The sequence below is a fragment of the Promicromonospora panici genome, from assembly GCF_900608595.1.
Classification (GTDB): Bacteria; Actinomycetota; Actinomycetes; order Actinomycetales; family Cellulomonadaceae; genus Promicromonospora; species Promicromonospora panici.
Genome location: NZ_UWYY01000014.1, coordinates 139,516 through 152,673, shown reverse-complemented (window position 1 = coordinate 152,673; position 13,158 = coordinate 139,516). Strand labels below are relative to the sequence as shown.

The window sequence follows — 13,158 nt, the reverse complement described above, 5'->3', positions numbered from 1 at the left end:
TATGCGGCGAGCTCTCTTCGCCGCCTGTGCGGCGGCAGCCGTCGCGGTGGCCGTGGTGGGTTGCACCGCAGCAGGTTCGGAGGTGTCCGGAGACGCCGCGCAGGCCGACGCCGTGAACGTCGATGCCGTCGCGCCGGGCCGTGAGCTGACCGACGCCGAGCAGGTGCAGGTGGACCAGGCACTGGAGCTCCTGGTCCGGGACTGCATGGCGGCGGAGGGCTTCCGGTACGTGCCGGTACCGGTGGCGAGCGTCGAGGAACGACAGGGTTCCGGCTACGTGCTCGACGACGTCGGCTGGGCGCGCGAGTACGGCTACGGGCTCGAGCTGGAGGACCGGGTCGTAGAGATCCAGCAGAGCGACCCGAACCACGCCTACGCCAACGCCCTGCCGGAGGCGGAGCGGCTGCGCTGGTCCACCGCACTCGACGGAGACCCGTCGGACGGCATGCTGTCTGCCGAGCTGCCGATGGGTGGCACGGTCCAGACCCCGGACGACAGCTGCTTCGCGCGGGCGAAGGACGAGCTCTACGGGGACTTCGCGGCATGGTTCCAGGCCGAGAAGGTGGCCACCAACCTCGTGGGCCTCTACGCGGAGGACATCGTCACGGACAGGCGCTTCGTGGCCGAGCTCGCCGACTGGTCGGACTGCATGAGCCGGCGCGGCTACGACTACCCCGACCCGCCCGCGATCCGGGACGACCTGTACCGCCTCCTGCAGGGACTGGGCGACGTGCGGGCGCGCGCCGTCGAGAAGGAGCTCGCGGTGGCCGAGGCCACGTGCGCCACTCGGGAGACAGCGCTGGTCAGCACGGCGCTCGACCTGGAGAACGAGTACCGCGGGCGCCTGGACCGGTACGACGACGCGGTCGCCGACTACCGGCGGATGCAAATCCTGGCGCTGGGGAACGCCGAACGGGTGCTGGCCGGCTGAGCCCGCACCTACCCATGAATCAATCGATGAAGGAGAACATGATGCGCAAGATCTCTGTCCTGCTGGCGACACTGGGCCTCCTGGCCGCGGGAACACTGTTCCCTGCGACCGCGCAGGCCTCGGCCAACTGCGACCGCGCGTGGCACAACGCGACGTCGGGCTACTTCTACGCGTACGACGGCGGCAACTGTTACGTCTACCTGGGTCGAGCCAACGGGAACGACTCGAACTGGGGCGACTCGGCCGGCGGTTTCCGTAGCGGCGACACGAACAAGGCGAGCTCGATCCTGCACAAGGGCACGTCGGGCATGGCCGTCAAGGTGTACGACAAGACGGGCTACACCGGCGCGTACTCGTGCATCAAGAAGTCCGAGTACTACGTCAGTGCCCTGTCCGACGACTACCTGACCGGTGGCGGCCCGGGGACCGGCCGGGTCACGGCACAGAACACGATCAGCTCCCACAAGTGGGTGAACAACACGGCCTGTGGCGGGTCGTTCCTGCACTGACCGATCCTCGCTGATCCACGCTGATCCACGCTGATCCCCGTGTCAGACGTACAGGTCACTGGAGTGACCTGCACGTCTGACACGGGGTTGGCGGGGCCTACCGCCTGAGGGCGTGCGACCGCAACCCTTTGCGCGACGCTGCATTTGCTGTAGCGCCTGGTCCGCCGCCGATTACTCTCTGCCTCCGGGTGCTCTACGCCGAGGCAGGGGAGACGATGGTCCGGTTTCAGGTGCTCGGTCACGTGTCTGCCCTGGGCGACCGTGGGCCCGTCCCGCTCGGCACGGCACGTCAGCGGGCCGTCCTGGCGGCACTGCTGGTCGAGCCGGGCGTACCGGTCTCGCTCGACCAGCTGGTCGAGCGGGTCTGGGGCACGACGCCGCCGCGCAGCGCGCGGCAGACGCTGCACAGCTACATCTCGCGGCTGCGGTCCGTGCTCGACGCCGAAGCTTGCCCGGCGCCGACACGCCGGTCGGGCGGCTACGTGCTCGACGTCGAACGGGCCGCGGTGGACCTGCACCAGTTCCGCGCGCTGGTCGCGCAGGCCAGGTGCGCCGACGACGGCCGCGCCGACGCCCTGTGGCAGGACGCCATGGCACTCTGGCAGGGCGTACCGTTCGCAGACCTGGACAGCGACTGGCTGCGGTCCCTCGCCCTGACGCTCACGGCCGAGCGGCTGGCCGCCTGCCTGGATCACTACGACCTGCTGCTGCGGCGTGGCGAGCACGCGCAGCTCCTGCCCGAGGTGGCCGCCGCAGCGGAGACATACCCGCTCGACGAGCGTCTGGCCGGGCAGCTGATGCTCGCGCTGTACCGGTGCGACAGGCAGGCCGATGCCCTGGCGCACTTCCGGCTGGTCCAGGAGCGGCTGGCCGACGAGCTCGGCAGCGACCCCGGGGCGGCGCTGTGCGAGCTGCACCAGCGGATCTTGCGGCATGATCCGGAGCTGGCCGTACGGCGGCTCGAGGCACCGGATCCGGATGCGGGCGGCCGGGCCGCCGACACCGCTCACTCTGCCGACCCGACCGACACCGCCGGCGTCAGCCGGGCGCCTCGTCCCGCCCAGCTGCCGCTCGACGTGTCCGGGTTCACCGGGCGCGACGCCGACCTGCGGCGCCTGGACGAGCTGTTGTCCGCCCCGGCCGAGGACGGGTCGGCGCGCGCCGTGGTGATCACCGCGATCGGCGGGACCGCCGGGGTCGGCAAGACGGCGCTCGCCGTGCACTGGGCGCACCGGGTCGCCGACCGGTTCCCCGACGGGCAGCTCTACGTGAACCTGCGCGGCTACGACCCGGAGCAGCCCGTGCGGCCCGCCGACGCACTCGCCCGGTTCCTGACCGCGCTCGGCGTCCCGGAGCACGATGTCCCCCTGGACGACGACGAACGAGCCGCCAGATACCGCAGCGAGCTGGCCGAACGCAGGATGCTGATCGTGCTGGACAACGCCGGCAGCGTCGCCCAGGTGCGGCCGCTGCTGCCCGGGAGCGGTGGCTCGGCGGTCGTGGTGACCAGCCGGGACAGCCTGGCCGGGCTGGTCGCCGTCCACGGTGCCCATCAGGTGGGTCTCGACCTGCTGCCGGACGCCGAGGCGGTCGACCTGCTGCACCGGCTGATCGGCGAGCGGGTGGTTGCCGAACCGGGCGCCGCCGCGACGCTCGCCGAGCAGTGCGCCCGGCTTCCGCTGGCGCTGCGGGTCGCCGCCGTGCTGGCGACGTCCCAGCCGGACCGACCCCTGGCCGACGTCGTGGCGGAGCTGGCCGACCGGCAGGAGCGGCTCGAGCTCCTGGACCCCGGCGACGACCCCTACGCGGCGGTCCACGCCGTCTTCTCGTGGTCGGTCCAGCACCTGCCGGAGCAAGCGGCCCGCACCTTCCGGCGGCTGGGCCTGCACCCCGGGCCGGATCTGGACCAGTACGTGGCCGCGGCCCTGACCGGCCTGGCGCCGACCGCGGCCCGCCGGGTCCTGGAGACGCTCGTCCGCGCCCATCTGCTGCACCGGACCGGACCCGGCCGCTACGGCATGCACGACCTCCTGCGCGCCTACGCCACCCACCTGGCGTCCGCCGAGGAGTCCGAGGAGGACCGGCAGACAGCGGAGCGACGGCTCCTGGACTACTACCAGGGTGCCGCCTACACCGCGGTGAGCACCCTGTACCCGGCAGAGGTGCAGTACCAGCCCGACAAGGCGCCGGACGCCCCGCTTCCCGACCTGTCGGAGCCGACGTCGGCGCGCGACTGGCTCCAGGCCGAGCGGAGCTGCCTCGCCGCGGTCGCCGAACATGCCGCGGACCGCCGCGACAACCGGTACGTCGTCGATCTCGCCGTGATCCTGCACCGCTACGTGAACAGCGCGCATCCGGTCGACCTCTTCGTCGTCAACGCGCACGCCCTGCGCGCCGCCGAGAAAGCAGGTGACCTAACCGGTCAGGCTCAGGTCCTGCGCCAGCTCGGTGTCGGGCACTCACGCTCCAGCCGGTACGAGACCGCCCTCGAACACTTCCACCGGGCGCTCGTGCTGTTCCGGCAGGCCGGGGACCTGGTGGGCGAGGCGTACACGCTGACCAACCTGGCCTCGATCGACCATCGGCGCGGTAACCACAAGGCCGCCCGGGAGGGCCACTACCGGGCGCTGGCCGTGGCACGGCGGTCCGGCGACCGTTTCGTGGAGGCGTCGGTGCGCAACAACGTCGCCGGCGTCGAGGCCGGGCTGGGGAACATCACCGCGGCCTACGAGGCGTGCCAGGAGGCGCTCGCGATCTTCCAGGAGATCGGTGCGCGGTACTGCGCGGCCATCGCGCTCAACAACCTCGCCAACACCGAGCTGGAGCGGGGCGACTACACGACCGCGGCAGGGCGGCTGCGGCGGTCCTTGGCGACTGCCGAGGCCCTGGGCATCGTGACCATGCGGGCGTACGTGCTGGACTCGCTCGGCATGCTCCACCTCTACCTGGAGGAGCCGGACGACGCCGCGTCGTACTTCGGGCAGGCGCTCGTCGTGTGCCGCGAGACCGCCGACGTCAGCGGCCAGGCCTGGTCGTTCAACGGGCTGGGCGAGGCGGCCCGGCTCGCGGGCGACGCGGCCGAGGCGCTGCGGTCGCACACCGAGGCGCTCGGTATCGCCGTCCAGGTGGGTTCCCGCGATCAGCAGGCACGTGCCCATGCCGGCGTCGGCCACGCGCACCGCGCCCTGGGCGACCCGGACCTGGCGCGGACGCACTACGAGCAGGCCTGCACGATCTACACCGAGCTCGGCATGCCCGAGGCCGAGGAGGTGCGGGCCCGGCTGGGTGAGGTACCGGCCGCGTGACTACCTCGCCGCCGTGCGGGGTCAGTTTGCGGCGTCCGGGGAGCGCCAGAGCATGCCCGCGACGCTCTGGCGGACCGCGGGCGGCACCACCTCTGTCGGCACCATGCGGGCGATCCGCCGGGCCGGCGACGACGCGACCTTGCGGTGCACGTACGGGTAGAGCGCGCGGAGCCGATCGAACTCGGCGCGGGTCCCGGCGTCGTCGTGCCCGGGGAGGGCGTCGAGCGCGGCCCACGTGTCGTCGGCCAGCGCGCGCAGCGGCGCCGGGACGGGCACGTCGTTCCACGTGGCACCGACGCGGCGCAGCGCGGGGTCGATGAACGCATCCACCCGGTGGACCGCGTCCGTGTTGCGGGGGTCGACCATGGGCAGGTCGAGCGCGGCGGCAGCCCCGAACACCGGCTCGTCCCAGTCATGGATCAGGTCGCCGTAACGGACGAACGCCCGCGGCGTCGCCCGCGTGGCGAGCTCGGTGCCGAGCATCAGGTTGATCCACCCCGCCACGCGGTCCACCACTCCGCGGCCCTTGTAGTAGGCGGCCTTGGACCCGACGACCTCGGCCGGCGGGCGCAGCATCGTGATGCACGACGCCTTGGCCCCGGTGCCCGTCGCGGCCTCCTGCCAGAGCTCGAGGAACCAGAGCAGCCGCGGGTCCTTGATGACGAGGTCGCCGTACCGCGCGATCTGGTCGTCGAGCCACGCCCGGATCTGGCCGAGCGCGTTCCCCTCGGCGCCCGCCCGGTCGACGAGGTGCCAGGCGATGGGGCGCGGGTCCGACGTCTGCACGCCCGCCGCCTTCAGCATGAAGTTGTGGAAGTCCACCACCCACTGCGGCTCGGAGAAGCCACGCGGGTTGGACGCGTCGGCGTCGACCTCAGGCCCCGGCACCTGCAGGCCGAACTCGCGCAGCACTCCGGCGAGCGTGCTCGTGCCGCTGCGGCCGGAGCCCGTGACGTAGACGATGCGGGTCGGGGCTCTCATCGGACGTCCGCCGCCAGGGGCGCCGGAGCGCCGTGCACCATTGGGGCCCACGGGGCTGCCTCGTCCAGTGCGTCCAGGTCGTAGCCGTGGGCGCGGATCCGGTCTCCGAGGTGCTCGCTGACGACGTTCCGGTAGCGGGGGAGCAGCGCGGCGTCGGTCACGTCGCGCAGCAGGTCGGCCCGGGGCGTGCCCCGGCGTGACCCGAGGTGCGCGACGTGGCGCCGGACCCGGCCGGCCAGCTCACCCCGGCCGCCGGTCCGCCACAGCTCGGCGTACCGGTTGCTCCGCCCGGCGTCGACGGCGTCCACCGCGTCGTCGCCGAGCTCGATGTCGAGGAACCGCGCGACGCGGCCGAGCTCGTTCGCGGGGTCGCGCATCAGGTGCTCGTACCGCAGCACCAGCAGGTTCTCGATGTGCAGGGCGTCCTCGGCGAACACGTCGTGCGCGTGCACCCAGTGCTCGACCAGCCGTGGGAACCCGTACGTGAACCGCCCGCGGGTGCGCGTCGCCCACTTGCGCACGGCCAGCGCCTGTACCACGGGATGCCTCGTGACGACGATGAAGCGGGACCTCGGGAAGATCTCCTGGAAGAAGCGCATCTTCGTCAGGTTGGGCGGCGACTTCTCGACGAGCACCGTGCGGTCGAGGTCCCAGTAGGGCGACCAGCTCGCCCAGAGCCGCGTACCGGCGTCGGGCAAGCGCCTCGCGTCCTCCTCGGTGAGGTGCGCCTGTGGGTGAAACGACCATTCGGACGTATTGCCTAGACCGCCCACATAAGTGTCCTGAATGTGCTGACCCTCGTCCATGACGGCGCCCGTTCCGGTCAATCCGCAAGCATTCGGGCTCGAACCAATAATTCGGGCGATCAGGGTGGTTCCGCTGCGATGAAGGCCGCCGACAAAGGCGATGCGACGGTCGTTCCAGGGCGTGCTGCTCGTGCTCGTTCCGGACATCGGGAAACCTCAGCTGGTCGGCTGGAAATGTGATCGCTGGCGCCCCGCAAAAATATGCGATGAATGTTCCGCGTGCGACCCGAATCGTCCGATCGCCCGACCTTTTCTGAACTGCGGGCCGAAGTCCGCCACCCCAGGATGGTGGCGCACCGCCACACGCGACGTCACGGGGGGAATACGCATGGCAGTGAGCGCAGTCCGGTCGGCTCCACCGGCACCGGCAGGCAGGTTCGGACGGCGGCCCGCCGGCTTCCGCCCGGACGTCCAGGGGCTCCGGGCGGTGGCGGTCCTCGCGGTCATCGCGGACCATCTGCTCGGCTGGCCGCGGGGCGGGTTCGTGGGCGTGGACGTGTTCTTCGTGATCTCCGGCTTCCTCATCACCGGGCTCCTGCTGCGGAAGTACGAGCGGACCGGGACCATCTCGTTCTCCACCTTCTACGCGCGCCGCGCCAAGCGGATCCTGCCCGCGGCGGCGTTCGTCCTGCTGGTGACGGTCGGCGCGTCCTTCGCCCTGCTCGGCGCCGAGCGGTTCCGGAGCGTGGTGGGCGACGCCGTTCTCTCGTTCCTCTTCGTCGGCAACTGGCACTTCGCGCGCCAGGGCGTCGACTACTTCCAGGAGTCGCAGCCGCCGTCCCCGCTCCAGCACTACTGGTCGCTCGCGGTCGAGGAGCAGTTCTACCTGGTCTGGCCGTGGTTGCTGCTCGGCCTGCTGATCGTCGGCATGCGGCACCTCGGCTGGCGGCGTTCGCACGCTCGCCTCGTTGCCGGGGTGGCGGTCGCCGTCCTCACCGTGACGTCCCTGGCCTGGGGTCTTCTCGAGACGACGGCGCAGCCCACCTGGGCGTACTTCACGACCTCGTCGCGGGCCTGGGAGCTGGGCGTCGGGGCGCTCGTCGCCGTCCTGTCGAACCACCTGCGCATCACCTCGGAACCCGTGCGTTCGGTGCTCGCCTGGCTGGGGCTGGCCGGCATCGCCGTCGCGATAGCGGTGACCCCCGAGGGGGCGGGCTTCCCTGTGCCGTGGGCGCTCCTTCCGGTGCTGTCCGCCGCGGTCGTCATCGCGGCGGGCGTGGGCGGCCCGGTCGCCCTGTGGCCGCTCACCCACCGCGCCGGCCAGTACGTCGGCGAGATCTCGTACAGCCTGTACCTCTGGCACTTCCCGGTGGCCGTGCTGCTCCTGGCCTTCGTGCCGCAGGGGTCGGCGATCTACGTCGTGCTCGGCCTCGCTCTCACGTTCGTGCTGTCCGCGGCGTCGTACCGCTGGCTGGAGGCGCCCGCGCGGCATGCGGTGTGGTTCCGGCGGGGCGTGCGGACCGGGCTCGGGCCGCCGGCGGGGTGGTACCGGTTCGCGGCCGCGTGCGCCGTCGTCGTGCTGCTCGGGGTGGCTGGTCATGCGGCGGCCCGGGTCGCGGCCCCGCCCCGGCTCGCGGCGCCCGACGCCGTCCTGGCCGGCGGCACCGCCGCCGACCCGGCCGACTGCGTGGGCGCCGCCGCGCTCGACCCGCGCCACGACTGCGCGCTGAACGCCGGGCCCGCCGCGGCCCCCGACCCGGCGAGCGCGTCCTACGACGACGGCGGCGCCTACGACTGCTACGCCTACCAGGGCGAGCCCGCGAAGACCTGCACGTTCGGCAGCGACCGGCCGACGGCGACTCGGGTCGCCCTGGTCGGCGACAGCCACGCCGCACAGCTCGTGCCCATGCTGGAGCCGCAGCTCGACGCCGCCGGCTGGCGGCTCGACACCTACGTCGGCAACGGGTGCCGGTGGCACCTCGCGGAGCGCGACGGGACGTGCCGAGGGCTGCCGGAGATCCAGGAGTCGCTGGAGTCGGGCGGGTACGACGTCGTCCTCACGACGGCCTCGCGCGCCCCCGGCGATCGCGCGCGGCACGCGCTGGCCCACGACGACTACGTCGATGCCATGCGGCCGGTCGCCGACAGCGTGACGAAGGTGGTGGTCCTGGCGGACAACCCGGACGCCGACGCGGAGTCGGTGCGGTGCGTGGCCGCGGTGACCTTCTCGGTCGACGACGGCTGCGGGACGCCAGCCGCCCGCGCGCTCGCCGAGCCGGACCCGCTGGTCGCCGCGGCGCGCGACGTGCCGGGCGCCCACGTGGTCGACCTGACCGACCGGTACTGCGCCGGCGGCCGGTGCCCGTCGGTGATCGGCAACGTGGTGGTGTACCGCGACACCGGCGGCCACATCACGGCTACCTGGGCCAGGACGCTCGGGTCGTATGCCGTCGAGCGGATCCGGGCGGCGCTCGCCAGGTAGTCGCAGAAAGGGTCCGCTTCGAGAACACGATCTGGCATGGTTCTGACGCGAGATCCATGCCAGATCGTGTTGTCGAAGCGGACCTTTGTGGCTCCGCAGCCGTCACACCTCGAAGGTTGCCGTGATCGTCTCGCCCCGGGCCCCGTTGGCGTCCACCGTGAGCGAGATGCCCGGCCCCAAGCGGTCGACCGTGACTCGCCCGTCGCCCTCGACCAGGCGCTTCGCCGGCTGCGCGACCGTGATCCGGAGGCCGTGCTCCAGCCGCTGCGTCGGGTCGGCGACCGCGACGGTCAGCCGCGTACCGTCCCGGACCAGCAGGATCGACGCGGGCCGGTCGCACGACACCCCCGCCGTCTCGGGCGCCGTCGCCGTCCAGACGTTCATCGCCAGTGTTCCGTCGCGGCGCACGGCCTGGACGTCCGGCCCGTTCGCGAGCACCTCCGTACGCGGGGCTGCGGCATAGGCGGCCACCTCAGCCGGCGTCGCGCCGGGCAGTATCGCGTACCCGTACCGGGCGTCGACCGGGTTCACCCCGTGCTCCAGCCAGAGCGTCGCGAAGTCGTTCGACCGCACCGCCGGGTCGCGGTGCGCCGCACTCCGGTTGATGTCCGCCCAGCGGCCCGTGCGGCGCTCGCGGAGCAGGCGCAGGCGCTGGCCCGGGCGGAACACGTACCCGATGCCGGTGTCCTCCGTGGGGCCGGAGAGGTGGGCCCACCCGGCGTCGTCGGCGAGCACCGCGGCTTCGCTGCCTGCAGAGCCGCCGTCTGCGCCGACGCCGTCGACGGAGCCGCCGCCCGTGGGCCTGCCGTCCACGGGCGCGCCGCCCGCCGGGACCACCGGCCGCCCGTCGACGACCAGCCGCTGGCCGGCCGGGTCCTGGAGCCTCCGGTTGTCGACCACTGTCTCCACGACTCGGCCCGACGCCGACCCGATGCCCGTGCCGAGCGCGACGATCTCGTCGTCGAGCAGGAACCACGACTTCTTGCCCGATACCTCGCGCATCCCCTTGTCCGCCGGGTGCCGGAACGCCATCCCGACGGCCGCGCGGCTGCCGAGGGCGACGCCGCCCACCCAGCGCTTGTCGCCGCGGAAGCCCGCCCCGGCGGAGTCGGCCGGGGCGCCGGCGGCGACCGTGGTCCCGGGGATGCGCGCGGCGTCGACCGTCGGCCAGAAGTGGTCGTCGTACGGGGAGCCGTTCGCGTCGTAGAGGTAGTACGCCCCGCTGCCGGTGTACCAGCCGCGCAGGTTCTCCGCGCCGATCGACTCGTAGCCGGCGATCCGCGCGGACGACATCGCCAGCGCGATCGTGAACGCCGGCCGCCGGTGCACCACCCGGTCCATCGCGGGAAAGATCCTGGTGCCCTGGGGCGGCGCCAGCGGCTCGACGCCGTCGCCCGCGGCCCCGGAGGCGTAGGCCGCCAGCCCGGTCCAGCGCCGCGCGCGGTCGTCGTCCGCGGCGCGGGCCAGCAGGCGCAGGGCGGACGCCGCGGTCTGACCGGCGTCGTGGTCCCGGACCGAAGCGCGCGCGATGTTGCGGCCCCGCACCGGGGCGAGCACCGCCCCGGCGTGCAGCCACGGGACCAGGCCGTCGTCGACCCAGCTCAGGAGGTTGTCCACAGGTTCACCCGAGAGCTGCCACGGCGTGTCGTGCAGGAGCGCGAGCACGGACGCGGCCGACGTCAGCAGGGAGAGCCCGTAGCCGCCGGAGTAGGGGTGGACGGCGTGCTGCAGGAACGAGCCGTCGGCGTAGATCCCGTCGCCGGAGGTGGTGGGCCGGAACGCCGGCGTCATGCCCCGCAGCCCTGCGGCGAGGGCCTCCTCGTCGTCCAGCAGGAGCGCGCGTTCGACCACCACCCGCCCGGTCCAGGCGCGGTTCGCCGCCGTGTACTTCGGCGCCGGGGTGTGCGCGCGCACGGCCGCCATCCAGCGCTCGAGCCGATCGGCGTCGAGGTCGTCGTACAGCAGCATGGAGATGGCGGTGAGCTGCAGCGGGATGCCGACCTCCCGGTCCCACCAGTTCCCGGACCGCCGGATGTTCCCGCGGTACGTCTCGTGGAGCTGGTCGAGGTTGCTCAGGAGGAGGTCCCGCACGCTGTCGTCGTGCTCGTAGCGGGAGCCCGGGGTGGCGTAGGCGCGGGCTATCGACCGGAGCCGCTCGTAGTCGATCCGCAGGCCGATCGTCCGCTCCCGGCTCGTCAGAGCCAGGTCGGACCACCGGCCGTCCGGGGTGATCTCGCCGAGCAGCCGTCCGGCGACCGCGTCGGCGTCGTCCGGCGAGGGGCCGGTCAGCTGATCCCGCCACCGCGCGCGGACCGCGGCGAACGGCTCGGCCCGGTCGCGGATCGCGTCCCACGCCACCAGCCCGCCCACCACGAGCGCCGAGGCGCCCAGCGCGATCCCGCCGATCCGCAGGGCCTGCCGCCGGGTGACGGCCCGGACGTCCTGCCCGCTCTGCCCGCTCTGCCCGCTCTGCCCGCTCTGCTCGGCGTGCTCGGCGTGTCGTGGGGCGCGTCGCGTGGTCAGATCCGTCTCTCCTTGTCGGCCGCCGTCCGGTTGGTCGACGTCGTGCGGCGGCGCATCGTGTGCGCGAGGTCTGGACCATGGTGTCCGGAGCCGGGTGGTCGTGCGCGCCGGGCGACGTTCCGGGCATTCCGTACCGCCGCAATCGCCGGTATTGTCCGCACTTGTGTCCCCAGCACGCTGTACGACGTCGTCCGCGGCCCGGCCGGGGCGCGCCCAGGGCAGGGCCGTCGCCCGCGCGGCGCTCGCCGTGGCGGTGGGCGTATGCCTCACGGCGTGCGCCGGTCTCCTCGACCCCGGCGCCGAGCCGAGGCCCGCACCGGGGATAGCCCCCGGCGTCGTGAGCGCGGCCGCGCCCGTCGAGGTGGCACCGTCGCCGGAGCCCGCGTCGCGCCCCACGTCGGTGGGGTCCATCACGGGGGAGCACACCCAGGAGTCCGCGGCGGTGGACGTCCAGCCCGCGCCCAGCGGGGCGGCGTCGCGCGGCGCCGACCGTGATCCCGCGCCCGGTCCCGGGGGCGGCGGATCGGGCGGTGAGGGCTCGGGAGGCGGCTCAGGGGGCGACGGCACTGGTGGTTCGGACGGCGGCTCTGGCGGGGGAACCGGCGGCGACTCCGGTTCGGGAGGCGATACCGGCGCGGAGCCCGACCTGACCGACGCCGTGCAGTACGCGGCGGCCCTGGAGGACGCCGTCAACGGGCATCGCACCGCGAACGGCCTGTCGGCCCTGACCCACGACGACTGCGCGTACGACGTGGCGCTGGAACGGGCCCAGGCGCTGATCGGCCAGGAGCTGGCGCACGCGCCGCTGGAGCCGATCTTCGAAACCTGCCCCACCATGGCCGTGGCCGAGAACCTGGCCAAGGGCGGATGGTCACCGGCCGAGGCGGCCCAGGGCTGGATGGACTCCGAGGGACACCGCGCCAACATCCTGAACGGCGACCTGACCCGCGGCGCCATCGCCTGCGTGCCGGACGGCGGGGATCCTGCCGCGCCCGTCATGATCTGCGCCCACGTGTTCCTCGGATAGACCGTTCCGGTTGTGGACGGCGGGTGCGCGGTGTCGAATCGACGTCGTGCTCCGCACCCCGACCCGCCTCGCCGCCACGCTCCTCACGGCCGCCGTGCTGCTCACCGCCTGCTCGACGGGCGACGACGCCGGCCCGCGCCGGTCCGAGCAGGCGACCGCCGTGCCCGAGCCGACCTGGACGCCGTCCGACGAGGTGGACCTGGCCGACCGCGAGCAGTACGCGGCGGCCCTGGAGGACGGCGTGAACGCGGTCCGCGCGCAGCTCGACCTGCCCACGCTGCAGCACGACGAGTGCCTCGAGGGCGCCGCCACGGACCGGGCCGCCGCGCTGATCGGGGCGCCCGAGCTGGCGCACGCGCCGTTGCTGCCGGTGCAGAAGAGCTGCCCGGGCGGCACGCTCGCCGCGGAGAACCTCAGCCGCACCGACCGTCCGCCGCAGGACGTGGTGCTGGCCTGGCTGGACTCACCGACGCACCGCGACAACCTGGTGAGCGCCGACCTCGTGCGGGGCGCCATCGGATGCGTGCGCGACGGCGGCACCGCCGACGCGCCGGTGCTGATCTGCTCCCACGTGTTCCTCGGTTGACTCTCCTCACACCCTCCTCGTTACCGGGGCAAGCCGACCCGATGTGCCCGTTATGGTGTGAGCCGCGC

The 13,158-nt window shown here is 73.2% G+C and carries 9 protein-coding genes; 6 read left to right on the top strand and 3 right to left on the bottom strand.

All coding sequences use genetic code 11. The features are described 5' to 3' along the window. Nucleotide 1 precedes the first annotated feature (1 nt). From EW117_RS17675 to EW117_RS17665, 3 genes are all read left to right on the top strand, one after another. Complete coding sequence (locus EW117_RS17675; protein ID WP_129788024.1) at nucleotides 2-931, top strand: hypothetical protein; 930 nt, start codon at nucleotides 2-4, stop codon at nucleotides 929-931. Between the two features lie 41 nt (nucleotides 932-972). After that, a complete protein-coding gene (locus tag EW117_RS17670; protein WP_129788023.1) occupies nucleotides 973-1,440 on the top strand; it encodes a hypothetical protein in 468 nt (155 codons plus the stop codon). A gap of 215 nt (nucleotides 1,441-1,655) precedes the next feature. Next, nucleotides 1,656-4,745 carry an AfsR/SARP family transcriptional regulator gene (locus EW117_RS17665; RefSeq protein WP_129788022.1) on the top strand — a complete coding sequence of 1,030 codons (3,090 nt, stop codon included), beginning with the start codon at nucleotides 1,656-1,658 and terminating at the stop codon, nucleotides 4,743-4,745. 21 nt (nucleotides 4,746-4,766) lie between these two features. Here the strand turns inward: EW117_RS17665 and EW117_RS17660 are convergent, their stop codons facing one another. Then, on the bottom strand, nucleotides 4,767-5,726 hold the full coding sequence (locus EW117_RS17660) for a sulfotransferase family protein (protein ID WP_129788021.1): 960 nt from the start codon (nucleotides 5,724-5,726) through the stop codon (nucleotides 4,767-4,769). Beyond that, on the bottom strand, nucleotides 5,723-6,679 hold the full coding sequence (locus tag EW117_RS17655; protein WP_129788020.1) for a sulfotransferase family protein: 957 nt from the start codon (nucleotides 6,677-6,679) through the stop codon (nucleotides 5,723-5,725). Before EW117_RS17655 ends, EW117_RS17660 begins: the two co-directional genes overlap by 4 nt. 181 nt (nucleotides 6,680-6,860) lie before the next feature. Between EW117_RS17655 and EW117_RS17650 the strand changes: the two genes are divergently transcribed. After that, on the top strand, nucleotides 6,861-8,954 hold the full coding sequence (locus tag EW117_RS17650; protein ID WP_165362742.1) for an acyltransferase family protein: 2,094 nt from the start codon (nucleotides 6,861-6,863) through the stop codon (nucleotides 8,952-8,954). 102 nt (nucleotides 8,955-9,056) lie between these two features. On the opposite strand, the gene EW117_RS17645 is transcribed toward EW117_RS17650, so the two are convergent. Further along, entirely contained in the window at nucleotides 9,057-11,747 is a 2,691-nt protein-coding gene (locus EW117_RS17645; protein ID WP_165362741.1) for a polysaccharide lyase 8 family protein, read from the bottom strand. Between EW117_RS17645 and EW117_RS17640 the strand changes: the two genes are divergently transcribed. Both EW117_RS17640 and EW117_RS17635 read left to right on the top strand, forming a co-directional pair. Next, on the top strand, nucleotides 11,725-12,504 hold the full coding sequence (locus tag EW117_RS17640; protein WP_165362740.1) for a CAP domain-containing protein: 780 nt from the start codon (nucleotides 11,725-11,727) through the stop codon (nucleotides 12,502-12,504). The two genes, EW117_RS17645 and EW117_RS17640, sit on opposite strands and share 23 nt — an antisense overlap. 46 nt (nucleotides 12,505-12,550) lie before the next feature. Beyond that, nucleotides 12,551-13,090: a CAP domain-containing protein gene (locus tag EW117_RS17635; RefSeq protein WP_165362739.1), complete on the top strand. Its 540-nt coding sequence runs from the start codon at nucleotides 12,551-12,553 to the stop codon at nucleotides 13,088-13,090. Nucleotides 13,091-13,158 lie beyond the last annotated feature (68 nt).

Coding starts and splice junctions, on each gene's coding strand:
- EW117_RS17675 (WP_129788024.1), top strand. CDS start 2: ATGCGGCGAGCTCTCTTCGCCGCCTGTGCGGCGGCAGCCGTCGCGGTG.
- EW117_RS17670 (WP_129788023.1), top strand. CDS start 973: ATGCGCAAGATCTCTGTCCTGCTGGCGACACTGGGCCTCCTGGCCGCG.
- EW117_RS17665 (WP_129788022.1), top strand. CDS start 1,656: ATGGTCCGGTTTCAGGTGCTCGGTCACGTGTCTGCCCTGGGCGACCGT.
- EW117_RS17660 (WP_129788021.1), bottom strand. CDS start 5,726: ATGAGAGCCCCGACCCGCATCGTCTACGTCACGGGCTCCGGCCGCAGC.
- EW117_RS17655 (WP_129788020.1), bottom strand. CDS start 6,679: ATGTCCGGAACGAGCACGAGCAGCACGCCCTGGAACGACCGTCGCATC.
- EW117_RS17650 (WP_165362742.1), top strand. CDS start 6,861: ATGGCAGTGAGCGCAGTCCGGTCGGCTCCACCGGCACCGGCAGGCAGG.